24 protein-coding genes and 1 pseudogene are annotated in these 24,215 nt (G+C 53.4%); 7 read left to right on the top strand and 18 right to left on the bottom strand.

Annotated features, from left to right (window positions below):
• Positions 1-84 precede the first annotated feature (84 nt).
• The 4 genes and pseudogenes from DI14_RS05460 to DI14_RS05445 form a co-directional block, all read right to left on the bottom strand.
• Complete coding sequence (locus DI14_RS05460) at positions 85-567, bottom strand: methylated-DNA--[protein]-cysteine S-methyltransferase (protein WP_081825822.1); 483 nt, start codon at positions 565-567, stop codon at positions 85-87.
• 343 nt (positions 568-910) lie between these two features.
• Positions 911-1,285, bottom strand: a pseudogene (locus DI14_RS15425) (NUDIX domain-containing protein); the annotation flags it as partial.
• 13 nt (positions 1,286-1,298) lie between these two features.
• Positions 1,299-1,793 carry an LURP-one-related/scramblase family protein gene (locus DI14_RS05450; protein WP_034806290.1) on the bottom strand — a complete coding sequence of 165 codons (495 nt, stop codon included), beginning with the start codon at positions 1,791-1,793 and terminating at the stop codon, positions 1,299-1,301.
• Positions 1,794-1,858: 65 nt separating this feature from the next.
• Complete coding sequence (locus DI14_RS05445) at positions 1,859-2,524, bottom strand: HAD family hydrolase (RefSeq protein ID WP_034806287.1); 666 nt, start codon at positions 2,522-2,524, stop codon at positions 1,859-1,861.
• Between the two features lie 107 nt (positions 2,525-2,631).
• Between DI14_RS05445 and DI14_RS05440 the strand changes: the two genes are divergently transcribed.
• Positions 2,632-3,072: a hypothetical protein gene (locus DI14_RS05440; protein ID WP_034806284.1), complete on the top strand. Its 441-nt coding sequence runs from the start codon at positions 2,632-2,634 to the stop codon at positions 3,070-3,072.
• A gap of 36 nt (positions 3,073-3,108) precedes the next feature.
• On the opposite strand, the gene DI14_RS05435 is transcribed toward DI14_RS05440, so the two are convergent.
• Together DI14_RS05435 and DI14_RS05430 are read right to left on the bottom strand one after the other, a co-directional pair.
• A complete protein-coding gene (locus DI14_RS05435) occupies positions 3,109-5,883 on the bottom strand; it encodes a glycoside hydrolase family 3 C-terminal domain-containing protein (RefSeq protein ID WP_034806281.1) in 2,775 nt (924 codons plus the stop codon).
• Positions 5,880-6,959 (bottom strand): alpha/beta hydrolase, encoded by a 1,080-nt coding sequence (locus DI14_RS05430; protein WP_034806278.1) that lies wholly within the window; start codon positions 6,957-6,959, stop codon positions 5,880-5,882. The genes DI14_RS05435 and DI14_RS05430 overlap by 4 nt, the downstream gene beginning before the upstream one ends.
• A 135-nt stretch (positions 6,960-7,094) precedes the next feature.
• On the opposite strand from DI14_RS05430, the gene solA reads away from it, so the two are divergent.
• Positions 7,095-8,231, top strand: a complete 1,137-nt coding sequence (gene solA / locus DI14_RS05425) for an N-methyl-L-tryptophan oxidase (protein WP_200871102.1) — start codon at positions 7,095-7,097, stop codon at positions 8,229-8,231.
• 99 nt (positions 8,232-8,330) lie between these two features.
• Positions 8,331-9,776, top strand: coding sequence for a DEAD/DEAH box helicase (locus DI14_RS05420; RefSeq protein ID WP_034806276.1), 1,446 nt, complete (start codon positions 8,331-8,333; stop codon positions 9,774-9,776).
• A gap of 237 nt (positions 9,777-10,013) precedes the next feature.
• Here DI14_RS05420 and DI14_RS05415 read toward each other — a convergent pair whose 3' ends face one another.
• A complete protein-coding gene (locus tag DI14_RS05415) occupies positions 10,014-11,207 on the bottom strand; it encodes a DUF4317 domain-containing protein (RefSeq protein ID WP_034806273.1) in 1,194 nt (397 codons plus the stop codon).
• 251 nt (positions 11,208-11,458) lie between these two features.
• Between DI14_RS05415 and DI14_RS05410 the strand changes: the two genes are divergently transcribed.
• Both DI14_RS05410 and DI14_RS05405 read left to right on the top strand, forming a co-directional pair.
• Positions 11,459-12,091, top strand: coding sequence for an HNH endonuclease family protein (locus DI14_RS05410; protein ID WP_034806270.1), 633 nt, complete (start codon positions 11,459-11,461; stop codon positions 12,089-12,091).
• 18 nt (positions 12,092-12,109) lie between these two features.
• On the top strand, positions 12,110-12,352 hold the full coding sequence (locus DI14_RS05405; RefSeq protein ID WP_034806267.1) for a hypothetical protein: 243 nt from the start codon (positions 12,110-12,112) through the stop codon (positions 12,350-12,352).
• 255 nt (positions 12,353-12,607) lie between these two features.
• Here the strand turns inward: DI14_RS05405 and DI14_RS05400 are convergent, their stop codons facing one another.
• Entirely contained in the window at positions 12,608-13,081 is a 474-nt protein-coding gene (locus DI14_RS05400) for a peptide-methionine (S)-S-oxide reductase (RefSeq protein WP_034806264.1), read from the bottom strand.
• A 95-nt stretch (positions 13,082-13,176) separates the two neighbouring features.
• On the opposite strand from DI14_RS05400, the gene DI14_RS05395 reads away from it, so the two are divergent.
• Entirely contained in the window at positions 13,177-13,683 is a 507-nt protein-coding gene (locus tag DI14_RS05395) for a hypothetical protein (RefSeq protein ID WP_235193399.1), read from the top strand.
• Positions 13,684-13,696: 13 nt separating this feature from the next.
• Positions 13,697-13,972 (top strand): hypothetical protein, encoded by a 276-nt coding sequence (locus tag DI14_RS05390; RefSeq protein WP_034806261.1) that lies wholly within the window; start codon positions 13,697-13,699, stop codon positions 13,970-13,972.
• 46 nt (positions 13,973-14,018) lie between these two features.
• On the opposite strand, the gene DI14_RS05385 is transcribed toward DI14_RS05390, so the two are convergent.
• The 10 genes from DI14_RS05385 to DI14_RS05345 all read right to left on the bottom strand — a co-directional run bounded on the left by DI14_RS05385 (position 14,019) and on the right by DI14_RS05345 (position 24,035).
• Positions 14,019-14,807, bottom strand: coding sequence for an EamA family transporter (locus DI14_RS05385; RefSeq protein ID WP_200871101.1), 789 nt, complete (start codon positions 14,805-14,807; stop codon positions 14,019-14,021).
• Between the two features lie 178 nt (positions 14,808-14,985).
• Positions 14,986-15,465, bottom strand: a complete 480-nt coding sequence (gene rlmH, locus DI14_RS05380) for a 23S rRNA (pseudouridine(1915)-N(3))-methyltransferase RlmH (protein WP_034806255.1) — start codon at positions 15,463-15,465, stop codon at positions 14,986-14,988.
• A gap of 83 nt (positions 15,466-15,548) precedes the next feature.
• A complete protein-coding gene (locus DI14_RS15170) occupies positions 15,549-15,710 on the bottom strand; it encodes a CxxH/CxxC protein (RefSeq protein ID WP_081825821.1) in 162 nt (53 codons plus the stop codon).
• Between the two features lie 37 nt (positions 15,711-15,747).
• Positions 15,748-17,013, bottom strand: a complete 1,266-nt coding sequence (locus tag DI14_RS05375; RefSeq protein WP_034806252.1) for a S1C family serine protease — start codon at positions 17,011-17,013, stop codon at positions 15,748-15,750.
• Between the two features lie 51 nt (positions 17,014-17,064).
• Positions 17,065-17,856 (bottom strand): MBL fold metallo-hydrolase, encoded by a 792-nt coding sequence (locus tag DI14_RS05370; RefSeq protein WP_034806250.1) that lies wholly within the window; start codon positions 17,854-17,856, stop codon positions 17,065-17,067.
• Between the two features lie 17 nt (positions 17,857-17,873).
• Positions 17,874-18,698, bottom strand: a complete 825-nt coding sequence (locus DI14_RS05365) for a two-component system regulatory protein YycI (RefSeq protein WP_034806247.1) — start codon at positions 18,696-18,698, stop codon at positions 17,874-17,876.
• Complete coding sequence (gene yycH / locus DI14_RS05360) at positions 18,685-20,070, bottom strand: two-component system activity regulator YycH (RefSeq protein WP_034806244.1); 1,386 nt, start codon at positions 20,068-20,070, stop codon at positions 18,685-18,687. Before yycH ends, DI14_RS05365 begins: the two co-directional genes overlap by 14 nt.
• Positions 20,070-21,911, bottom strand: coding sequence for a cell wall metabolism sensor histidine kinase WalK (walK, locus tag DI14_RS05355; RefSeq protein WP_034806241.1), 1,842 nt, complete (start codon positions 21,909-21,911; stop codon positions 20,070-20,072). The genes yycH and walK overlap by 1 nt, the downstream gene beginning before the upstream one ends.
• A gap of 3 nt (positions 21,912-21,914) precedes the next feature.
• Positions 21,915-22,625, bottom strand: a complete 711-nt coding sequence (gene yycF, locus DI14_RS05350; RefSeq protein ID WP_034806238.1) for a response regulator YycF — start codon at positions 22,623-22,625, stop codon at positions 21,915-21,917.
• 120 nt (positions 22,626-22,745) lie between these two features.
• Positions 22,746-24,035, bottom strand: a complete 1,290-nt coding sequence (locus DI14_RS05345) for an adenylosuccinate synthase (RefSeq protein ID WP_034806235.1) — start codon at positions 24,033-24,035, stop codon at positions 22,746-22,748.
• Positions 24,036-24,215 lie beyond the last annotated feature (180 nt).

The following is a 24,215-nucleotide window of genomic DNA, read 5'->3' as shown; positions in this document are numbered from 1 at the left end:
ATCATCCTAGACCACTTCGTCGATTCAGACGTCACGATAGGATTCCTCTATTGTATCAGAAATAGGAGGAGAGATGTTTTTTTACTAGGCTCGAACATGCGATTCCTGCTCGTGACGCAATAGCCATTCTTTACGCCATAATCCCCCCGCATAGCCGGTCAACGTCCCGTTCGAACCAATGACGCGGTGACATGGAACGACGATTGTTAAGCGGTTGCGACCGTTCGCACTGCCGACGGCACGCATGGCTCGCTCCCGTCCGATGTGTCGGGCCAATTCTCGATACGACATCGTCTCGGCATAAGGGATGATCGTCAGCGCCTGCCAGACATCACGTTGAAACGTTGTACCTGCCATCGTGACGGGGAATGTGAACGTCCGTCTGTTCTTTTTGAAATAGTCATCGATTTCGCGATAGCACCACTTCAACACGTCCGGTGTGTGAGCATTCACTTCGAACAACACCTCGTCCCGCTCGACGAACAGGATGGACTCGACCGTGGCTTGTGTCGCCACCAGCTCCATCATCCCGATTGGACTCATGTAGTCCAGTTTATACATTTCCATACAACGACCTCCATAGATAGAACGTCGCGTACGCTTCCCAACCTGAAAATCGTACACGCATCTCCTGCATCTCTTCTGCCGTCAGCTTGTCGGTACGTTCGAGATGAAATTTGAGCGCTTGATGCAATCCAGCATCCATAGCAGGGAAGGCCTGCCTGTCTTGAAGACATTTCATCCGGACGTACTCGGCCGTCCACTCCCCGACCCCACGAATCGACAGCAGGCGAGTATGAACGACCTCCCGAGGTTGATGCCGCAACGCTTGCTTGGACAGCGTGCCGTTTGCTATTTCCCGGGAAATCCCGATTATATACTCGGCTTTCCGCGTACTGAACTGCATGGCCCGTAATGTCAACTCGTTCAGGTCGACGTCTGCCTCAACGAGATAGATGTCATCGAACCCTTCGTCAAAGTTGACCGTCAAATGCGGTCGCGTGTTAGACAAATCGAGTTTCAGCCCAATCTCCTCCTCGAGCTCGCGCATCGCCGCCTGTTGGCTCGTATCACCTACCGTGGCGCTGCCGCCGACGGTGATGTCCCACATGTTCGACCAACCGTCTTTGAACGGTTGACGTTGCTGAATCAACATCTGTCCGTCTTTGTTGAAAATACAGACGTGGATGACGAGATGATAATCATCTGGAGGAAGACGCGTCCCCCGCTCCCACGTCCGCCCTGTCTTTTCACGATTGACCGTATATACGTCCCATAGCTCCATCCTATCTTCCCCTTTACGTCGCAGCGCTCGATGATGCCGCTTGGTCGGCTTTGACGCAGTCAATGGCGACGACGATCGAGATGAGCAAATGTTCCATCGCGTCATCCATCACTCGAATCTCGTACGTATCGCCCCACGTAAGCCATTTCTTTTGGACGCTGCCGATGACATGACCGTCCTGCCTCACTTCGAAGTCCATGTCCCACCAGTTGCCGTCGACTTCAATCCCGGCTGCGTCAATCGTATAGCGCGGTTTAAAGAACGTGAACTCTTTTGAAATCGTCAACGTCTCTTCTCCCTCGACGTCGACGTAAAACGTCGGCAAGAAACTGAACGTCTTCTTCGTGATCGTCGTGATTTCGCGTCCGCTCGTATCCGAGATGGTGAACGATTTCGGTAGCTTCATGAAGCTCCCTTCAACAAAATAAACGTCGTGCTCGTCCGCATCTTTGATGGTAAAGCGTCCACGCAGACTAAACACTTTCTGTTTCATGTAGAGCGTGTTCATATTCATCCCTCCGATTCGTTATATACCCCTTATACGTGATTTACCCGGAATTGATTCACAATATTTTAGAGTCGTATGTTGCGTTTTGAAACAATCTCTTCTACTTCACATAGATGATTGACGATATAATCCGCTTGTCGTAGCTCCTCCTCACGGGAAAAATCAAAACGACATCCGATGGCTTCTAACCCGTTCGCTTTAGCTGCTTCGATGTCAGAAAGGCGATCTCCGACGACATAGCCACGTGTGATCTCATATTTTTTGATAATCGATGCGACCAAATCGCGTTTGTCCAATGTAGGAATCTGTTGAATACTGAACGTCTCGCTGACCCACCGGTTCAAACGATAGTGCGATACAATCGCCGACAAGCATGGGGTCAATCCGTTACTGGCGATGTACAACGGATGCTGCATCGCATTCAATCGTTCGAACAACGCTTCAACTCCTGGGTAAAGCGCACCATTTCCAAGGTTGATATGTTCAATCAGCCGTTCGAGGAAATAATCATCAACTTTCTGTCGAATAATCGGCGCATGATTCGGGAGGAGCGTTTCCCAGACAACCGGTAAGGGAACGCCCATGATTCTCCGATAAACATGAATCGGCGTTTCATCCTCCCATTCCCCGCTATCTCGAAGTGACTGAAATGTGTCTTCTAACGCTTTTTCTAAAATTGTATCTGTTTGAAACAATGTACCGTCCATATCAAAAATGATGGCGTCCCTCATCGTGTTTCTCCTTTACCTAAATGGAATTAATTGGCTTATTCATCATACACCGATGCTTCGTTATATACTAGAACTAGACGATATCAAGGAATCAGGGGGAATCACGTTTGAATCATGTATCGATTGAATGCGACCTCGAGTCGTTGAAATATCACGAACAAATCGTTGGCAACATCGCCTTCGTCATCAATTATTATGATTATTTCCCGGGACAAGGCTGGTCCGATTTTGTCGCCATCGTCTTGAGCTGGTGGATTGACAGTTGTCGGGCCCTTATCTTTGCGCCGTTACATGAAACCTATTCATTCTCCTTCATGGACGGACCCATCAAAGTGGTTGCGAGGAAAGTGAACGAGACAGAAGCCAAACTTTTCTACGTGGATTGCGATGCACGTCACGCGCTCATGGGGACGGTATCGATTGAAGAGCTAAGACTGGCCCTCATCAAAGCGACATACCAGCTTCTCAACGCAATCGACCGAAACGGCTGGGAGAACAAGGAGGCCGAGACGTTACGTCACACCGTAAAATCGATTGAACGCCTATAAAAAGCGCCGCCTCTTTTCGAGACGGCGCTTCGTTCCTTATCCGTTCTTCATGCTGAACGAGTCGGCGAGCGTGAACGTGATGTCGTTCACGTCGAGTCCACCGAGCGCGAAATAGAGCTGCAAGTAGTTGTGCTGGTTCAAGAAGAACACTTGCTTCGTCTGCGTCACCCATTCCCCGTCTGTCCCGTTGAACGTGAACGTCGGCCCTGGGATGTTGTTCGCAAACAGCGTCACCGGCATCTGGGCGAGTGCGCCCGCTTCCGATTTTGCCGTGATCGTCACGTCATACGTCCCCGTCTCATCGACCGAGACGGCGAAGACGTGCATGCTCCCTGTCGATGTGTCGGCATCACTCAAGCTGACGGGCTCGCCGCTTTCAAGATGGCGATACGTCACATCGAAGTCGATGGCCTGACCGGCTTCCTCGTCAAGACCGATCACTTCGACCGAGCCGTCGTGGATGCCGAGCGCACGCTCCATCGCCGGCGACGTCAACACGAACCGACAGATGTTCGCCGCGCTCCGGAGCAGTTCTCCGCGTGTGAGCGAGCCGTCGGCGAGTGCCGCCGCCGTATTATCGTCGAACGAGTTCGTGTCCGGACGGTCGACGACCATATACAAGTCGTTTTGTGAGCGCACCATCGCCGCCGTGTTCTGGCGGTTCGCCGGCTCGTCTTCATGATGGTTCACTTTCGCCCACCAGTCGGTCATGACGATGCCGTCAAAGCCCCACTCGTCGCGAAGGACGCGCGTGTTCTGGTCATACAGACCGGCCGTCCAGATGCCGTTGACGGCGCCATACGTCGTCATGATTGAGGTCGCCTTGCCTTCCTTCACCGCCATCTCGAACCCTTTCAAATAAATCTCACGAAGCGCCCGCTCCGAGACGACCGAGTCGATGTCGTGGCGGTGGGCTTCTTGGTTGTTGGCGCTGAAGTGCTTGAGCGTCCCCGTCACCCCGACACGGTGCATCCCGTTCAACTGGGTGACCGCCATCTTGCCGGTCACGTGCGGGTCTTCCGAGAAGTACTCGAAGTTCCGGCCGTTGAGCGGGTTGCGGTGAATGTTCATCCCTGGTCCGAGGAGCGTATCGACCCGGTTCTTCCGCATCTCAAGCCCTGTCATCTCGAACAAGTCTTCCACCAATCGCGTGTTGAACGTCGAGGCGAGCAGCGTCCCGTTCGGAAGCGCGAACGCCTTCGTCCCGATGTCCATGCGGATGCCGGACGGGCCGTCCGCACAACAGGCGGCCGGGATACCGAACGTTTCGAGACGGTCCGACACTCCGCCGAACGCGGCGGCCGTCCCCGGCGTCACGCGTGGCGAGTTCATGCCTTGACCGCGGACGATGCAGGCGAGGTCCTCATCCGTCAATTGGTCGAGGAACGTCTCGAGGTCTGCCTTCTCGTGATAGACGTCTGAAAGCTTCACGCCTGTGTCACCCGTTTCTTCACGCACGACCGGACGTTCCGCTAGATAACGTGCCTCGACGTCGACGCTGCGAAGCGGTGTCGCCTCATAGCCGACCGTCAAGCCATACTCGGTCGCACGCGGTTTGATGCGCTCGAACGATGTGACCGGGGCCATGTTCTCGCTGAGCGTCTCGACGACCTCGAGCGCCTCGACCGCATAGTCGTAGCACGCCTCGGCCGAACGGACGTCCGTCCCGACATATAAGCGATACATGCCGGCCTCTAACACGAAGCTTGATTCGTGACCGGTCGCACCATTGTCGTCATAGCTCGCGAAATCTGTGATGGGAACGCTCAGCGTGAGCGTCTCCCGCTCACCCGGTGCCAAGCGATTTGTCTTGTCGAAGGCGACGAGCGCACGAGCCGGGTTGCCGAGCACGCCTTGCGGCTTCTCGACATACAGCTGCACGACTTCTTTCCCGGCGACGTCTCCCGTGTTCACGACGTCGATCGTCACCGTGATCACCCCGTCCGCTTCATCTGAGGATACGACGTCCGTCGAAAACGTCGTATACGACAACCCGAACCCGAACGGATAGAGCACATCGTCTTTCGCGAACGTCTCAAAGTAGCGATAGCCGACGTAGATGTCTTCTTGATAAATGCCTTTGTCGGCGTGCCCGAAGTTTTTCGTCGACGGATAGTCGTCAATCGATTTCGCGATCGTGTCGGTCAACTTACCGGACGGGCTGACCGTTCCCGTCAGTACATCGACGAGCCCGGTGCCACCTTCAAGACCCCCTTGCCAGGCGTAGAGGATCGCGCTCGGTTCGTTCGCCCAACGCATATCGATGATGTTGCCGACGTTCAAGACGACGGCCGTCTTCGAGAACGTCCGCGAGACCTTTTCAATCAACTCGAGCTCGATGTCGGTCAACAAGTAGCTGCCCGGGTCGGCCGTGTTGTCACGGTCTTCCCCAGCCGTGCGCCCGATGAAGACGAGCGCGACGTCTGATGCGGCAGCCGCTCGCTCAACGAGTTCATCTGTCACCGCCATCTCCGGCTGTGACCACGGTTCGCCGGCCCAGCCGACACCTTGGTCGAACGGGTTCTCCTCGACCCACGCCTCGTACGTTTCGAGGAGCGACTCGTTGACGTCAATCCCTTCTGTCGCTTGAAGCGCCTCGAGCGGGCTCGTCACGTGGGAGACGTTGACCATCCCGCCAGAGCCGGTGCCGCTCTTGTAGTAGTTGAATTGACTGCGGCCAAAGACGGAAACGGTCGTTCCGGCTTTTAGCGGGAGCGTCGCCTGCTCGTTCTTTAGGAGGACCGCCCCTTCTGAAACGGCTGTTCGTGCCAGTTGTTTATATGTATCCCAGTTCAATGTATATGTCTTCATCTTGTCATCTCCTTTAATCCATTTGCGATTTCAATCATGCAATCTTCTGCTTGGGGATAGTCACCGAGTTTGTCCATGAACGCGTGATCCATCCCCCGGTATTGAATCAATCTCGTCTTCACCCCGTCACGCGCCAACTTCCGCGCGTACGCCTCACCTTCGAGCCGTAAATAGTCGTACTCGGCCGTGATGATTAACGCCGGCGGCAAGCCTGTGACGTCTTCTGCGAAGAGCGGGGAGACGAGCGGGTCGGTTAGCTCGGCCTTGCCTTGTAGATAGATTTGGTTCAACAGATTTTCTAAATCTCCGAGTGCCATCACGACGCCACGGATCAAGTCGTGATGATGCTTGATTTCATAGCGGTCGAGCGTCCATTCGTAATCTTCTGTCGGAATCGACCCTAAATTGACGACCGGATAAACGAGCGCTTGGAAGGTGATCCAGTTCGTCCCTTGCGCCCGGTCCATGAGACAACACGCCGTCGCCAAGTTCCCACCGGCACTGTCACCGGCGACCGCGATTTGATGGCAATCGACGTTTAACTTTTCTGCCTGCAGATACACCCATTCGACGGCGGCGAAGCAGTCGTCTAGCCCCGCTGGGAACGGATGCTCCGGCGCGAGCCGATAATCGACCGAGACGACGAGAGCGTTCGCCTTCTCGGCGAGCCGTTTACACGGGTTCTCGACCGTATCGAGCGTGCCGCCGAAGAAGCCGCCACCGTGGAAAAAGAGGATCGCCGGTAACGTCTCGGTCGTGTCCGGGCGATACATCCGGGCCGGAATATCCCCGTCTCCACTTGGAATGTTGACTGTCTCCGTCGTGATGACGGTCTTGGTGACGTCCCGGTTCGGCCAGCCCATGTTCGCCCGGGCACTCGCCAAATCGAAAATCTCGGGTCCGTCAGACGGCACAAAGGCGCGCATCGTGGCGAGCACCCTCGGGTCGAGATCACCCGGGACGTCCGAATCCGGGATCGGTTTTGTGATCGTCTCGACACCGTCAATCGTCTGGGCCTGACGTGCGGTTTTGAGTCGCTCGACTAACCGTTCATACACTTCAACATCGTTCGACATATCAAGTTGCCCCTTCCAGTTCAAAATTAGGAATATAGTTAAACGATGATTCAATCATGCACAAGAAGAAATTGACAATTGCGTTTCTTTTCCCTACCATTTCTACTAATACCCAAATGGAGAGGGATGGATGGAATGACTGATATACAGTATGACGTCGCCGTGATTGGGGCTGGGACGATGGGGATGGCGGCTGCCTCGTTTTTGACAGCACGAGGTGCGCAGACGCTCGTCATCGATGCCTTCGACCCGCCCCACGACAAAGGGAGTCATCATGGTGATACGCGAATGATTCGCCACGCTTACGGAGAAGGACGGCAATATGTCGCGCTCGTCAAACGGGCCCAAACGTTGTGGGAAGAACTCGATCGCGAGGCGGCCTATCCGGTTTTCCAAAAGACAGGTGTCCTCGGCCTAGGTCCAGCCGATTCTGTATTCTTGAACGAGATGATGGCCTCGGCCGATGAACATAACTTGTCGCTTAAACGTCTTTCGTCTACGGACGTCATGAACCGGTGGCCCGGTCTATCGATTCCCGACGACTATATCGGCTGTTTCGAGACGGAGTCGGGCCTGCTCTATAGCGAGAATGCGATTCGGGCGTATCGCGAGCGTGCTGTTCGAAACGGTGCCACCCTTGCCATGAACACGCCGGTCGTCTCCATCACACCGACAGCCGTCGGCATCACAATTGCGACACGGAACGAGACGTTCCACGCGAAGAAAGTGATCGTGACGGTCGGGGCTTGGGCGAAACAGCTCCTTCCTGATCTCTCACTCCCGCTGCAACCGACAAGAAAAGTCGTCGGTTGGTTCGATGCCGATGAAACGTTGTTCAGCGACATGGCGTTCCCTTCTTTCTTTATCGAGGACGACGAACGCATGTTTTACGGCTTCCCGAGCCTAGATGGTTCCGGCTTAAAAGTCGGCCGTACCGATGGCGGACAACCGATTGACCCGGGGCTTCACACGCAAGACTTTGGCCGCTATGACGCGGACGAAGGTGACTTGCGACGATTCCTATCCGCCTATATGCCGGCGGCGAACGGTCCGTTGAAACAAGGGAAGACGTGTCTTTATACGATGTCGAGCGACCATGACTTCATCATCGACTTTCATCCCGAGCACGACTCGATTCTCTTCGCATGCGGCTTCTCCGGTCATGGGTTCAAGTTTGGTAGCGTCATGGGTGAAGTGTTGAGTGAACTCACGTTAGACGGTGAGACACCGTTCGATTTATCACGCTTCTGCTTGGCCCGTTTTCAGGCATGAACGATGAACTGCCTCGTTTCGTGTATAATGAGGCGTAATCCAAATCGCTAATGAAAATTTCGAATACAGAAGTTTCTTACATGAAAACGAGGTAAACACATGAATCAACCACAATTTGCAGACTACCGCTTAAGCGAAGAAATTCAACGCGCACTCGGTATTATGAAGTATGTCGCCCCGACCGAGGTCCAACAAAAAGTCATCCCGCTTGCACTCGAGCGTCAAGATCTCGTCGTCAAAGCGCAGACCGGGAGCGGAAAGACAGCCGCCTTCGGGATCCCAGTCACGGAACTGATCGATTGGGCCGAGAACAAGCCGCAAGTCTTGATTCTCACGCCGACGCGCGAACTCGCCGTCCAAGTCCGGGAAGACATGACGAACATCGGCCGTTTCAAGCGCATCAAAGCGGCAGCGGTCTACGGGAAAGAACCGTTCTCGAAGCAACGCGAAGAATTGAAACAAAAAACGCACATCGTCGTCGGAACACCGGGACGCGTCATGGACCATATCGAGCGTGAGACGCTCGCTTTAGACAAAATTGAATACTTGATTATCGATGAGGCGGACGAGATGTTGAACCGCGGCTTCCTCGCCGACGTCGAAGCGATTCTTGATCAGTTGCCGACAGATCGCGTGACGATGGTCTTCTCGGCCACGTTCCCGAACGACATCGAGCGTCTTTGCCAAAAGCATATGAAGGAGCCTGTCCGTGTCGCGATCGAATCCGCCGGTGTCACTGCGTCAACGATTGAACACCGTTTGATTGAAGTCCGCCGTGAAGAGAAATTAGCGGTCTTAAAAGACGTCACCGTCGTCGAGAACCCAGACAGCTGTCTCATCTTCTGCCGGACGAAAGAACATGTCGACACGGTGTACAGCGAACTCGACCAAGCCGGATACTCGTGTGAGCGACTCCACGGCGGACTCGAGCAAGAAGACCGCTTCGCCGTCATGAATGGCTTCAAAATGGGGAACTTCCGCTATCTCGTCGCGACCGATGTCGCCGCTCGCGGGATCGACGTCGACAATGTCGCGCTCGTCATCAACTATGACGTGCCGATGGAAAAAGAGAGCTACGTGCACCGGACGGGACGAACGGGACGCGCCGGGAAGCAAGGAAAAGCGATCACGCTCGCCACACCGTATGAAGGCAAGTTCGTCCACGCCATCGAGTCGTACATCAAGTTCAAGATCGAAGAGATGGACACACCGACCGAGACAGAAGTCGCACGCAACCAAGCCGCATTCGAAGAGAAGTTGAGCGGGCGCCGCGTCGTACGCAACAACAAGACTGCGCGTATCAACCAAGACATCATGAAGCTTCACTTCAGCGGCGGGAAAAAGAAAAAGCTTCGCGCCGTCGACTTCGTCGGGACGATTGCAAAAATCCCAGGCGTCACAGCTGATGACATCGGCATCATCACGATCACCGATCAGATGACGTACGTCGACATCTTGAACGGCAAAGGGTCGCTCGTTCTAGAAGCGATGGAGACGACACCGATTAAAGGGAAGAAGTTAAAAGTAAGCAAAGCCCGGAAATAAACCCTGCCTTGGAGGACATGTTCCTCTAGGGCTTTTTTATTGTCATCCATATAATCGAAAGCGCTTTCGATAAGGTGTAAAAAAATAAGAGTGATCGAGAGAACGCTTTCAAGAGCATCATACCGATATTGATATTTAAATTCAACCGTCCTTACGAGATTGTCATAAAAAAGCCCAGGAGGAAATCGCCTGGGCTCGCTTCATAGAAACAATATCTGCCTCTCTGTGAATCTCAAATCAGTCAAGCAACTCTTCTGAGATCAACTTGAACCCTTCAATCTCCGTATCGTCCTCCACTTCAATCAACAAGCACGGTCGGCCCTTATAGTTCACTTGTTTCACGTATTTCAAGTCTTGCGGACTGATCGCGATATTGGCGACTTTCGTGTTGATTTTAATCGATTTCGACGTATATTTTGGGATGACGCTACTCGCTTTCATCTCGTATTGACGGTCGTCGACGACTTGTTGAAACGCCGCTTCGACCTTCTCCGTCGTCACGTCCTCGACCCCGCTCGCTTTCAATACGATTTCAACCGTTCGGGCATCCATGACCGGTACCGTCTGGTCCTCTTCCTCCCGTTCGGCCTCGGCGACGATAATTTGGTTAATCTCGTCATACACGGTCGCGAGCGTCGCTAAGTTGACCTCTTCGCCGATGACGGTCTTGACGACTTCTTCGAACATCGCCTTCTCCTCGACGGCCGTCATGATCTCCGTCCCATTCAATACGTTCTCAATGAAACGATAGTCCGGTTGATGCGGCTTTTGCGCCGCATACAAGATATGGTTGACGTCGGCCGCGTTGTCCGTGAAGCTCGGGAACATGAACCCGCCGACCGGCGCGTCGAGCTTGATCACCGGATTGATGAAGATGTTCGACTTGAACTCGCGTTCGATGAAGTCGAAGACGAGCGATTGTTTCGGCAACTCCGTCTGGTTGATGCTGCAGAGGATGAACCGGGACGTCCACACCTCGTCACGCATGTCGATCTCCGTCTCCTCCGAGTGGCGGCGTGTCGGTTTATTGTATTTGAAGCGGATGAACGTGATGACCATGTCCTTCTCGAACGTGGCGTCCTGTACCGTCTTCAAGGCGACCCGTTGCATCAAGGATGCCCAGCCTTCGATATCGTCTGTCTTCAATCCCTCGTAAAGAAGCGTCTGCGTATGGTCACTTTGCCCGGGTTCCGGATGTTGAAACTTCACCTCGAACAGTTTCTCGTCCATCTTCCCGCCGAGTACTTTTTTGAAATTGGTGAGGAACAGCTCTTGATGTTCCTGCTCGAGAAACGGGAACGAGCGCAACTCCTCATGGAAGATCTCATTGCTGTCTTGGCGAATATAAATATTATAAATGTCAGCGATTTTGACCGCCTCGGCATTCAATTTGAAATGTTTGCGGATTGCCGCGATGTCTTTTTGGTTCATGTGTTCCAACTCCTTCGTTCTTCACTACAAGCCGCCTTCATTATACCAATAGTTCGGGCTCACGCGAGGATGTATAGTGCTAAAGCCGGGACGTCTGATGTCATATATTATGTCTCATCTCTTAACTTTTCTAATCTTTCTATTCATTTTTGTAAATTTCACACTTTCTTCATAACAGCCCATGTATAGTCGATGTGCGTCCACTGATTGGGCGCTTGATTTCGTCGTCATACATATAAGGAGGCTCACCCATGTTGAAGAAAATGCTCACGTCTTTATTCGCTATCGTTCTCGTTTTGACTACGCTTCACTTTAGTACACCGACCGCTTCGGCCTTACCACCGAACATTCCGTCGAAGGCCGACGCGCTCACGAAACTGAACGCATTGACGGTCCAAGCGGAAGGTGCGATGACCGGCTACAGCCGTGACTTGTTCCCTCATTGGAGCAGTCAAGGGAACGGCTGTAACACTCGTCACGTCGTGTTGAAGCGAGATGCAGATTCAGTCGTTGACGCTTGCCCTGTGACGACCGGAAGATGGTACAGTTATTATGACGGTCTCGTCTTCACGTCACCGTCTGACATCGACATCGACCACGTCGTCCCACTCGCGGAAGCATGGCGCTCAGGTGCGAGCAACTGGACATCGACGAAGCGTCAAAGCTTCGCCAACGATTTAAACGGACCCCAGTTGATTGCCGTATCCGCTACGTCAAACCGTTCAAAAGGGGACCAAGACCCGTCGACATGGCAACCGCCACGTGCCGGTGCGCGTTGTGCGTATGCGAAGATGTGGGTTGAGACGAAGAGCCGTTGGGGACTCACGCTCCAATCGTCGGAGAAGGCCGCGCTTCAAACAGCCATCAACGCCTGCAGCTATTGATTTAAAAAGGAGGCCATTATGGATCAACAATCGTCTATCTTTAAAGCTTCTCACGGGGTCATGACCGAAGAAGTCGGCGTCATCAGCGGAGAACTCGAACTAAAAACGTCGTGCCATAAAGACGGCACGCTCGAGCTCGCCGTCACGTACGTCGGGGCAGCCGAATGGTACACATTACCCGGGAAAGACTACAAGCTTCACGACGTGCGCGACCACGCCGTCGTCCATCAACTGCTCGTGAACGTGCTCGAGCGGGCGTAACATGAAAAGGAGCCTCGACACCGCATTTTGGTGACGAGACTCCTTTTTTGTGCGGGCTCATTTCATTCTTCTCATAATGGAACGAATGATTAGGAACAGGATGCCAATCATAACCCCTGTCAACAGCAAGCTGGCGCCCCCGACGATGCCGAATGTGAACATAGTGGTCCTCCGTGGTGATGTGATCATCGTTACTTCCCTACGATATCATTTGTCCTACTTCTACATAAGCTAAGTTTATTTTTACATCGTTGTTCAACGCTTGTATTTCTCAAGCAACGCTTGCGGGATGTGACAATAATCGTCCGGACAGCGGGCGAGACGGTCCTGATGCTCCGCTGCGCTCGGAACGTAATTCGTAAGGGGCAACACTTCGACCGCGATTCGCTCCGCATCGCTTCGTCTTTGGATAAATACACGGGCTGCGTCTACATGTTTCGCATCCTCACTATATAAACCGGTCCGATACTTCTCTCCGACGTCCTCCCCTTGTCGGTTAACGCTATACGGGTCAATGATTTCGAACAGGTACCCCATCAACGCTTCAATCGTCACGATTGTCGGATCAAATATCGTTTTGACGCATTCGGCGTACCCGTCGTAATCCCCTTCAAGCGTTATCGTCTTCCCATTCGCCCGTCCGGCCTCCGTCTCGACGACGCCGGGTAACGTCTTGACGAACGCCTGCACACCCCAGAGACAGCCACCGGCAAGATAGATTGTCTGCATCCTATCACCTCTTTAAATATTAGTAAAAATTCCCACTATCATGCATACATACGCTACACTAAAAGAAAAGTCGCGCTCACTCAGGAGGAACTCCTATGAAAAAACTCATCTTGACCACATTTTATACGATGACGCTTTGTTCAGGCATCTATTATATGGCGACAGGCGAATCGTTCGTCACGATAAGTCAGTCCGTCCAACTCGATCAAGCCGCGGTGGAGCACTACTTGGCGACCGAAGTGATGGCGCCGAATTTTGGTGGTGAGGTCTATACGACATATAAGATTCTCGACACGAGTACGACGAAACATGAGATTTACGTCTGGGCACTCATTCAAGAGTATGTGCGAGAAAGTGACCACTTTGAGCCAGGGACCGGCATGTCAGGCCCGCTCGTCCTCTACGTCGACGGTGAGGCAGACTCGTTCACGATTTCAGGACACGAATCACCACGTTCTGGGGATTACTATCCGGATGACGTGCGTCGGATGTTCCCGCTTTATGCCGAACTCTCTGTCCTGCCGCATCCAATCTCGCTCGGCCAAAAATTGCATGATCAAATGGAACAAAAGCTTTCACGTAGCCAACTCGTGAAAGAATGAAAGAAAAATTTTTATGAAACGACTGACCCACGTCCCCCTCATTTCGGCGGCACTTCATCTTGTTTATTTTATCGCCACGTTCGGAATCGGCTTCATCCGGACACTCACGTATGAGCCCGACATCATCGTCTTGCAAGACAACGTCGTCGTCTTACAAGACGCGGTCGTCATCGGGACGACCGGGGCGCCTTTCTTGTTCGTGTACACATTTTTTGGGATCACACTCATCGCTGTACTGCTTCTCACAGGGGCGCGTAACCGAACAAGCCGAAAGGGAAGCCTGCGCTAAGCAAAGCTCCCCTTTTTTGTTTAGCTGACGTGTCGTCCTCGGTCTTCTACGCCCGGTCAGTTTTGTTCACACTCAAGACGGTCACCGTCAATAAAATGATCGCCATGCCGCTCATTTGGATGACGTTGAGTTGTTGACTGAGAATGAAGAATCCGAACAAAGAGGCCGTGACCGGTTCGACCATGGCGACAATCGAAGCCGAGGTCGGGGACGTTCGCTTCAACCTGATTACATATAAAAAGAAAGACAAACCCGCCCCAAAAACCCCCAATAGGATCATCCACCATACGTCTGGTGAAGAGACGACCGAGACAGTGTCTTTCAAGTCTACGAAAAACAACATGATAAACGTGAATGTGAGAAACGCGATCATCAGAATACCTTGTGGTTCCCCGTGATCGGAGGCGTATTTAAAGCCAAATATGAACAAGGCATAGGCGAGCCCGGCCCCTAAGCCTGCAGCTAGTCCAAGCGTCGTCACTTGATTTGAGTCGATGCTATATACTTCCGTCAGCAATACGATTCCTACGATCACGAACGCGATCGCGCCGAACTTAAAGAGCGAAGGCTTCTCTAATCGAAATACAAATGAGATGACGAGAACGAAAATAGGCGCCGTGTACATCAACGTAGCGGCCACGGCGACGCTTGATTCGGCGATGCTAATAAAATAGAACACGAAGTTACCGGCTACTCCCATTCCCGCCACGATGGCCCATAAGACCAACAATTTGGTCAACCGCGTCGGTCGAAACAAGAACCAGACGAGGAGACAGACCAATCCGATCGCACCTCGGTAAAACGATATGATGAGCGGGTCCCACCCTTTGTCCATGAGAAAGCCGCCTAACCCTCCCGCGATGCCCTATAATATCGCAGACAACGCGACCAATCCTAAACCTGAATTGCGCATAGTCAGTCCCTCCACATCCGTCATTCGACTCTGTGCAGGTAACTATACCTCTAACGAAAACCTTTATAACTCGACTTAAGTAGATTGCGGCCTACAAATCTTATTTATGATACGGTTCATTCCGATTGATTCGGTACGCCCGATAAATCTGCTCGCACAACACGAGTTTCATCACTTGGTGCGGGAACGTCATCTTCGAGAATGAGATCGTATCGTTCGCGCGTTTCATAACGTCCTCGGATAAGCCGAGCGAGCCACCGATCACGAAGGCGATTTTACTTTTCCCATACGTAGCGAGTTGATCGAGCTCACGGGCGAACTCTTCACTCGTCCGTTGTTTGGCGTTGATGGCGAGTGCGATGACGTGCGTATCCGGACTGATTTTGGCCAAAATTCGCTCGCCTTCTTTTTGTTTTACTAGTATCATATCCGCGTCACTTAAATGCTCAGGCGCTTTCTCGTCTGCGACCTCGATTTCCTGCACTTTTGCATAGGCAGACAGCCGTTTCGTATACTCGGCAATTCCTAGTTTCAAATACTTCTCTTTTAGTTTGCCGACCGTGATAATTGAAATATTCATCCAATTCTTCCTTTTTCCACAGTTTTTTCGGAGTTATCCATAGGGTTATCCACAGAGTTATCCACAAATCCACATGTTGATAATCATTTTTTGCTTGACACAACATATGTTGCATCGGCATCACAGAACGCACACGTCACTTGTCCACTTGTGGATAGCTCTTCGAGCACCGGGTATTCCCCCGTCTCATCGACGATGATGTCTAAAGCGATTTCAACATGTTCCTTGCATACTTTTTTTTCCACAGGTTTTCCTCCTTAAAAAAGAAGCGTCGCCGCTTCTTTATCTCGCTTCTGTTAGCGTTGCCTCGGTCTCGTTCCGCTCACCGCGCCGCGTATATTCGATCGTGACCGTATCCCCGACCGTCGCGTCGCGGTAGAGCGCGTCCCGTAAGTCGACGTACCGTTTAATCTCCCGGTCGCCAATCTTCACGATGACGTCCCCGACTTGAAGCCCCGCCTGTTCGGCCGGACTGCCGGGTGTGATCTCTTCGACGAAGACCCCGTCCTCATTGTCAAAACTGATGCCATACTCTTCCCGGACGTTGCCCGGGACCGCGATGACCTCTTGAATCGTGACGCCGAGCTGGGCCCGCGTCACGCGCCCGTCCCGTTCTAGCATATCGATGACGGGGAGCGCCACGTTGACGGGAATCGAGAACCCGACCCCTTCGACGCTCGCCTCCGCGATCTTCATCGAGTTGATGCCGACGAGTTCGCCTCGGATGTTGATGAGCGCCCCGCCGGAGTTGCCCGGGTTGATTGCCGCATCGGTCTGGATGACCTCGGCGTTGTAATCCATGAGCCCGTCACTATTCGTGTCGACCGGCACGGTGCGTTCGACACCACTGACGATACCACGGGTGACCGAGTTTGAAAAGACACCGAGCGGATTGCCGATCGCCATGACCGTCTCGCCGGCTTGAAGCGTCGTCGAATCGCCGAGGACGATCGGTGTCGCCTCGATGTTGTCCGGTAACTCCACGGCCGCGACGGCCAAGTCGTTCAGCGGATCTTCGCCGAGGACGGTCGCCGTGGCGACTTGTCCGTCCGAGAAGGCGATGCTAATCTCATCGGCCTGTTCGATGACGTGGAAGTTCGTGACGATATAGGCCGTGTCGTCCTCGACTTTATAGATGACGCCGGAGCCTGCGCCCGCCTCCCACTGCGAGTTCGATGTAAAGGCGCGCTGGATGTTCGTGATGCTGACGACGGACGTCTTCGCCCCGGTCACGGCCGTCGTGATATCCGACTCGGTGAACGTGACGGCCTGTTCGGTCCGAATCAACTCGTTCGTCATAAAACGAGAGGTCGGCGAATCCCAGAGCATCATCGCCAAAAAGAACAAAGCCGCTCCTAAGAATCCGCCAACCCCTCCGAGTAACAACGGTTTTATATTCGTTCGCGGCTTGTGGCGCACGCGTTCCTCACTTTTCGGACGCCAGTCGCTGCGAGATGGGTAAGTCGATTGATTGTTCATCGTGTCTGCTTCGTGCGGTAAAGGTTCGACGTCTTGAGGTTCATACTCATGGTGTCTCTCTTCATTCACGACGCGTCCCCCCTTTAAGACAGTGTGTTATCTGTCTTTTCCCAACTTCGCTTATAAAGAAACGAGGGAAGTCGGAACGGTTGGGTCGGTATCGCACAATTTGATGCGACCGAGGTCGACATCGCGCATGCCGAGCGTCTGAGAGACGCTCATCTGGGCGAGTTCTTTCATGTTGTTGTCTTTACTGAGGTGAGCCAAGTAGATGCGTTTCGTCCGCTCGCCGATGACCTCGCTCATGGCGATGGCCGCGTCCTCGTTCGAGACGTGGCCGTAATCACCGAGGATTCGCCGTTTGACGCTCCACGGATAACGTCCCATCTGTAGCATCGACACGTCATGGTTCGACTCGAAGATGAAGTCGTCCGCACCGCGGATGACACCTTTCATCCGGTCCGACACGTAGCCGGTGTCCGTGATGTGGGCGAGCCGCTTGCCGTCGTGGGCGAACTGATAGAACATCGGATCGGCCGCGTCATGGCTGACGTTGAACGACTCGATCTCGATGTCTCCGAACTGTTTGATGTCCCCGACCTCGAAATGAAACTTGAGCGCCGGGTCAATCTTCCCGATGTTCGCTTCCATCGCGTCCCACGTCTTCGCGTTCGCGTAAATCGGCAAGTTGAACTTACGGGCCAAAATACCGACCCCTTTTATATGGTCGGAGTGCTCATGGGTGACGAGCAGTGCGTCGATGCCTTCGAACGACCGACCAATCTGATGGATGCGCTCTTGCATCGCCTTCCCGGTCAATCCGGCATCGACGAGCAGCTTCGCCCGTTCCGTCTCAATGTAGAGCGCGTTACCGGTCGAACCGCTCGCAAGTACACTATAGCGTAAAGTCACGCCATCACTCCTTTCTTTCATTCTTCCGTTAAAAACTCGACTCGCTCGACCGTCCCGTCAATCGCGTTGACGAAGTAGACGTTCTCGTCAATCGCAATCGACCAGAGCGGTGGCATGATAATCAAACTGCCCGAGCTGTCGAGCGGGAGGCTGTAAAAGCCTGTATTGATGGCCCGCATCTCTTGGTTCGGCTGGAAATACTTCCTGGCCGCGAGTTGCGAGATGGCCTCGCTCGCCGTCAAGACGAGATCGTCTTGCGACTTCGACGACAAGTTCGTCAAATGACGTTGTTTGTAGTCGGTCACTTCGTATGCTTCGTTCAATTGGAGCAATAACAGCGACGGACCGATATATTTCTCTGTATCGGCCTCGATTTCAGGGTTTGAGAAAATCTTGTTGTTCTCATACGTCTGCACGAAAGCGACTTGACGCGTCTCGGCGTCATATCGCCAGTACGCATATTCGGAACCGAACGGGACGTACTCGGCGACGAACGTCGCCGCGGTCGTCCGCAAATCGTTTTGATCGAGCGGGACGGGCTGTTTGAGCTCGACTTCGAGTTGCATGTTGTCGAGTGTCGTCGCGAGCTGGGCTTCCCGATTCTGCGTGATCATCGAGGCCGACATCTGTTCCGACGATCCCGTCAAATAGCCGATGTCCCGACCCATCCGTGGCAACTTCGACGCATCGACGTTGCGTTGGTCCAAGATTTGCGCGATGGACGTATTGTCGTTCGTCACGACCTCTGTCGCCCACGTTTCCGTCAAGAGCTGGAACAACAGGTAGATGTTCAGCGCGAGGAAGGCGAAGAGGAGAATCGTTTTCGCTTTACTCCAATCCACGGTACATCATCCTTTCTGTCCAGTCTCCCGGTTTATCATAAGGAATCCAACGACCCGCCTCACGGACGAACCAGTTCGGCGAGAACGTGACGTAACGGCTCGTATCCTCATTGTATTCAATCTCATACCCGAGGCGAATCTCCGTGACGTTCTCGAACCGTCCCGTGTTGACGAGCATGTCAATCACGTCTTGGCCGTCCGCGAGTTTCGTCGTTCCGACCGAGATCATCCGATCGATTTCAAGGTGATGCCGGGTGATGGAACGGACTTGTGCCCCGTCATTCTCGACGCGAAGCGTCGATAAGTCGACCGCGTCGTTATTGATGAACGCTTCCCGTTGACTAAACACAGGGTACCCGTTCACGTGAAACCGGAAGACGGTCGTCTCGAAGCCTTTATTCGCCGGTGTAATCGCATCGAACCGAAGGGACAACCCTTGACCTTCAGACGTCTCGTCGACCCAACCCCCATGGAAGTTGACGAATTCGACGATTGTGTCGAGCCCGATAGCGGATTCACGCTCGGTGCTGTTACGCGACAAGTTCCGGTAGCGGCTCGCGTTCAGTTTCGCGTCGTACTCGGCGACGCTAATCCCGTTCGTGAGGGCCCCGACTGAACTGGCCGGGTCAACTTCTTGTACGTTCGGATCTCCCGGGAAGAACGTGTCCCGCATCCAATCGAGGCGGGCCGCGATTTGAATTTGTGAGACGTCATACGCAAACAGTTCGTTCATCTCAGGCCCGACGACCGGGATATAGTTCACCCGGTCATCCGTATACGTGACGCGTTGCATCGCGCGGCTCGAGTCTTTCAAAAACAAGCTGTTGACGTCGCTGTTGCCGACTTTGGTCAAACGCCCTTCCCAAATCGACTGGTCGCTCATGATCGCCCGAATCTTCCACACGTCACTGTCTACGAACAAAAGGACGCGCTGCGGCACTTTTCCGGACAGGCTGTACGAGCCCGGCACGATATAGCTGAGCGTATCCGCGTAATACGGTTCCGGCAACACGAGTTCGAGCGCCTCGTTAATATCCGTGTACAAACTTGGCACGTTTTTCGCGGCGAGCGGCTTGAACTCGTTCGCTTCGAACGTGTCGCGGATGACCCGGGCGATCTGTTTCGGCGTATTCTTCGTCGCAAAGACGGCGTTATTCTCATGGACGACCGTTTGCGCTGGGATAATCACTTGACTCGCCCGACGTTGGAGCGACGTGTCGACCGTCGCGACTTGCGTCTCCGACTGGACCGACTGGTATTTCGGATGATAATCCCACAGGATGATCGTTTGGACGATGGACGTGACGATCAAGGTGAGCAAGACGAGCGATTTCACTAGTTCTGGCTTTCCCCAAAAACGTTTGCGTTCCATCAGTCATTCACCTCCACAATCGTGTCGAACGGGATGGTGAAGTAAATCGTCGTCCCGCGGCCGAACTCACTTTCCGCCCAAATGTCCCCACCGTGCGCCGAGACGACTTCTTTGGCGATCGACAGACCGAGCCCGGTCCCCCCGATGTTACGGGCCCGTGCCTTATCGACACGGTAGAACCGCTCAAAGATTTTCTTCAAGTTCGATTTTGGGATGCCGACGCCTTCGTCTTTAATCCCGACGACGAGCCGTTTCGCCCGAAGCATCGTACGGAACGTGATCGTCCCGCCTTCTGGAGAGAACTTGATCGCGTTCGTGATGATGTTGTCAATCACTTGCGTCATCTTGTCTTGATCGGCGTGCACGTACACACGGCGCTTCATGAGCTTCCGACGAAACTCAATCGTCTCCCCTTTCGTCATCTCGTGACGGTCGATGATGTCGTTGAAGAACTGGATGAAGTCGAACTTCACTTTTTGCATCTTATACTCTTTACTGTCCATTTTCGAGAGCTGCAACAAGTCGTTGACGAGGCGAATCATTCGCTCCGTCTCGTTTTGCGTCGTCTCGAGGAACCGTGGTGCGAGCTCATCGTCTTTATACGCGCCTTCGGCGAGTACTTCGAGATAGCTGCGCATCGTCGTCAATGGCGTCCGAAGCTCATGGCTCACGTTCGCGACGAACTCACGACGGTCCTGCTCGACTTGCTCCTGTTCGGTCACGTCGTGCAAGACGACGATGAGACCGGTGATGGGACCGCTATGCTTTTGAATCGGCGAGAAGTAGGCGCGTACAAGGAACAGCTCATCGTCCGTACTGAGGTCGATCAGTTTCGGCGGCATCGTCCCATCTTCCGGGATGACGATCTCGTCGTCAAACTCGAGCAAGCTCTGAAGGTTCGCCCCCATCGCCTCCTCTTCGTCGACACCGATCATGTCGCGGGCCTGGTCGTTCATGAGAATGACACGGAGCGAACGATCGGTCGCGACGACCCCGTCCGACATGTTCTCGAGTACGCTCGTCAAACGACGGCGTTCGGCCTCGGTCGTGGCGTTCGCTTCCATCAATTCATCGGTCAATTCGTTGAACGCGTAAGCGAGCTGTCCGACCTCGTCGTCAGAGTACACTTTAACCTTTCGGGAGAAGTTCCCTTTTCGCATCTCGACGGCTTGACGACGCATATCCGCAATCGGCCGCGTAATCGTCCGTGACAGCAAGATGCCAAGAATCGAGGTGATGATGAGGGCGATGAGCGTCCCGGTCGCAAGGATTCGGGTCACCTGCTCCATCTGGTTATAGATGGACTGCATCGATGCCTCGATGTAAATCATGCCGGTCGTCGTGCCGTCGACTTCCGATTTGACCGGAACGGCGACGACGCGCATCCGTTCGTTCGAGTCCTCGTAAACGACCGTCTCTTGGGCGCCGCTCGTCGCGAACGATTTTTGGATAAACGTGCTCGCCGTCCGTTGCCCGACGAGACTTTGATTGTTCGGGTTCGACGTCGCCCGGACGACACTGTTCGTGTCGATGATTTGGACTTCGCGAATGTCGTCAGCTAGCGTCGTGCTCTCCGTAAATTCAGACAGCAGTTGATCCAGTACCTGGTTCAACTGCTGATCGGAGGTCGAGTCGCCGCCGTTCGATGCCACCCCTTGGCTGACGTTATAGCTCAGAAGGTTGGCCCGATCGACGAGCGATTGCGAGAAGTTGTTGATGTATTGCCGTTCAAGGGAACGTACGAAGTACACCCCGATGACTTGCATCGCAACAAGGATGAGCAGCGCATAGATGACGACGAGCTTCCACTGGATAGATTTAAAGAAGTTCGTCCGTTTCATCGTTTAGTCTTCTTCTCCTGCTTTTAAATAGTAGCCGACCCCACGACGCGTGATGATATACGTCGGCGTCGACGGGTTGTCTTCGACTTTCTCACGAAGACGGCGCACCGTCACGTCGACCGTCCGGACGTCACCGAAGTAATCGTAACCCCATACAGTCTGGAGCAAATGCTCACGCGTCATCACTTGCCCGATGTTTTGGGCGAGGTAATGGATGAGCTCGAACTCACGATGTGTCAGTTCAATCTTCTCTTCCCGCTTCGTCACCATGTACGAATCGGGGTGAATCGTCAAATCTCCGATGACGATATCATTTTCATTGGCACCTTTCGTCTCCGGCGCCGGTGCCGTCGCATGACGGCGCATGTTCGCCTTGACGCGTGCCAACAGCTCGCGTGAGCTGAACGGTTTCGTGACGTAATCGTCAGCACCGAGTTCGAGACCGAGTACTTTGTCGATTTCTGAATCTTTCGCCGTCAACATGATGATCGGCATGTCGTATTTCTTCCGGACTTCCCGGCAGACTTCCATCCCGTCTTTGAGCGGAAGCATGATGTCGAGTAAAATCAAGTCTGGCTTGACCTCTTCGACTTTCACGAGCGCCTCTTCCCCGTCGTATGCGACGTGGACTTGGTACCCTTCTTTTTCAAGTTTGAATTTCAATATATCAGCGATTGGTTGTTCGTCATCTACCACTAAAATCGTACGATCCATTCAGTGAGTCCTCCTCTATCATTAAACGTACATGTCTACATTGTAACTCTTTTTCTATAGGTTAGAAAGCATGGGTCATTTCCGTGGAAATGAAAAAGAGAGCCGCGCGGGCTCTCTGTCTTATGCTTCGTAAATGTCACGCAAAATGACCGTCTGCTCACGTGCCGGTCCGACCGAGAACGTCAACAACTCGATGCCCGTCAACGCTTCGATGCGCTTGACGTAGTTCTGTGCGTTCACCGGTAAGTCCTCGAACGCGCGGACGCCTGTAATATCTTCTGTCCAGCCCGGGAGCTCTTCATAGACTGGGACACACTTCTCGAGGACACGGAAGTTTGGCGGGTACTCATCGAGGAGTTTGCCTTCATACTCGTATGCCGTACAAATTTTCAACGTCTCAAGCCCCGTCAACACGTCAATCGAGTTGAGGCAAAGGTCCGTGATCCCGCTGACGCGGCGCGAGTGGCGAACGACGACCGAGTCGAACCAACCGACACGGCGCGGACGTCCCGTCGTCGTGCCGTACTCTTTTCCGACTTCCCGGATCGTGTGGCCAATCTCATCGTCGAGCTCGGTCGGGAACGGGCCGTCACCGACGCGCGACGTGTATGCTTTACATACACCGACGACGTGATGAATCTTCGACGGGCCGATTCCGGCACCGCTCGACACGCCGCCAGACGCCGCGTTCGATGAGGTGACGAACGGGTACGTGCCGTGGTCGATGTCGAGAAGGACGCCTTGCGCGCCTTCGAAGAGCACTTTCTCGTCTTCGTCGAGCGCGTCGTTCAAGACGACCGACGTATCACAGACGTACTTGGCGAACTGTTGGCCATACGCATAATACTCTTCGAACACGTCATCGAACGCGACCGCGTCGACTTCGTACATCTTCACGAACATGCGGTTCTTGATCTCAAGAACGGTCTTGAGCTTCTCGGCGAACACTTCTTTATCGAGCAGGTCGGCGATGCGAATCCCGATGCGCGCCGCTTTGTCCATGTAACAAGGACCAATCCCTTTTAACGTCGTCCCGACTTTCGCGTCGCCTTTCGCATCTTCTTCAAGCTTGTCTTGAAGCTGGTGATACGGCAAGATGACGTGCGCCCGGTTCGAGATACGGAGGTTGTCCGTGCTCACACCTCTCTCATGCAAGTAGGCGAGCTCTTTGACGAGCGATTTCGGGTTGACGACCATCCCGTTCCCGATGACACACGTCTTATCCGAGTAAAAGATCCCCGATGGAATCAAATGAAGTTTGTATTTCGTATCATTGAAGACGATTGTATGACCAGCGTTGTCTCCCCCTTGATAACGCGCGACGACGTCGGCTTGTTTCGACAAGAAATCGGTAATCTTCCCTTTTCCTTCATCGCCCCACTGCGTTCCCACTACGACTACTGATGACATAATGAATCCTCCTTGTAAATAAACGTTCTGTTCAAACCATCCGTAAGTGTACACCTGACACTTCAGAAAGTCAACCTAATACCGAACGATATTTTTATACTGTAATCTTTCGTTCGTTATTGACTTAACTTTCTTCGCTCACTTCTCGAATTCTTGATTTTCCGAAGACGTTTGGGTATA

This window comes from Exiguobacterium sp. AB2, assembly GCF_000696055.1.
Classification (GTDB): Bacteria; Bacillota; Bacilli; order Exiguobacteriales; family Exiguobacteriaceae; genus Exiguobacterium; species Exiguobacterium alkaliphilum.
This window is presented reverse-complemented; position numbering and strand designations above follow the sequence as displayed.

What these genes read in the sequence shown, in the direction of transcription:
- yycF (WP_034806238.1), bottom strand. Translation starts at nt 22,625, where the DNA reads ATGGATCGTACGATTTTAGTGGTAGATGACGAACAACCAATCGCTGAT.
- DI14_RS05445 (WP_034806287.1), bottom strand. Translation starts at nt 2,524, where the DNA reads ATGAGGGACGCCATCATTTTTGATATGGACGGTACATTGTTTCAAACA.
- rlmH (WP_034806255.1), bottom strand. Translation starts at nt 15,465, where the DNA reads ATGAATATTTCAATTATCACGGTCGGCAAACTAAAAGAGAAGTATTTG.
- solA (WP_200871102.1), top strand. Translation starts at nt 7,095, where the DNA reads ATGACTGATATACAGTATGACGTCGCCGTGATTGGGGCTGGGACGATG.
- DI14_RS05460 (WP_081825822.1), bottom strand. Translation starts at nt 567, where the DNA reads ATGGAAATGTATAAACTGGACTACATGAGTCCAATCGGGATGATGGAG.
- DI14_RS05385 (WP_200871101.1), bottom strand. Translation starts at nt 14,807, where the DNA reads ATGGACAAAGGGTGGGACCCGCTCATCATATCGTTTTACCGAGGTGCG.
- DI14_RS05435 (WP_034806281.1), bottom strand. Translation starts at nt 5,883, where the DNA reads ATGAAGACATATACATTGAACTGGGATACATATAAACAACTGGCACGA.
- DI14_RS05390 (WP_034806261.1), top strand. Translation starts at nt 13,697, where the DNA reads ATGAAACGACTGACCCACGTCCCCCTCATTTCGGCGGCACTTCATCTT.
- DI14_RS05405 (WP_034806267.1), top strand. Translation starts at nt 12,110, where the DNA reads ATGGATCAACAATCGTCTATCTTTAAAGCTTCTCACGGGGTCATGACC.
- DI14_RS05415 (WP_034806273.1), bottom strand. Translation starts at nt 11,207, where the DNA reads ATGAACCAAAAAGACATCGCGGCAATCCGCAAACATTTCAAATTGAAT.
- DI14_RS05430 (WP_034806278.1), bottom strand. Translation starts at nt 6,959, where the DNA reads ATGTCGAACGATGTTGAAGTGTATGAACGGTTAGTCGAGCGACTCAAA.
- walK (WP_034806241.1), bottom strand. Translation starts at nt 21,911, where the DNA reads ATGAAACGGACGAACTTCTTTAAATCTATCCAGTGGAAGCTCGTCGTC.
- DI14_RS05450 (WP_034806290.1), bottom strand. Translation starts at nt 1,793, where the DNA reads ATGAACACGCTCTACATGAAACAGAAAGTGTTTAGTCTGCGTGGACGC.
- DI14_RS05345 (WP_034806235.1), bottom strand. Translation starts at nt 24,035, where the DNA reads ATGTCATCAGTAGTCGTAGTGGGAACGCAGTGGGGCGATGAAGGAAAA.
- DI14_RS05400 (WP_034806264.1), bottom strand. Translation starts at nt 13,081, where the DNA reads ATGCAGACAATCTATCTTGCCGGTGGCTGTCTCTGGGGTGTGCAGGCG.
- yycH (WP_034806244.1), bottom strand. Translation starts at nt 20,070, where the DNA reads ATGGAACGCAAACGTTTTTGGGGAAAGCCAGAACTAGTGAAATCGCTC.
- DI14_RS05410 (WP_034806270.1), top strand. Translation starts at nt 11,459, where the DNA reads ATGTTGAAGAAAATGCTCACGTCTTTATTCGCTATCGTTCTCGTTTTG.
- DI14_RS05420 (WP_034806276.1), top strand. Translation starts at nt 8,331, where the DNA reads ATGAATCAACCACAATTTGCAGACTACCGCTTAAGCGAAGAAATTCAA.
- DI14_RS05395 (WP_235193399.1), top strand. Translation starts at nt 13,177, where the DNA reads ATGAAAAAACTCATCTTGACCACATTTTATACGATGACGCTTTGTTCA.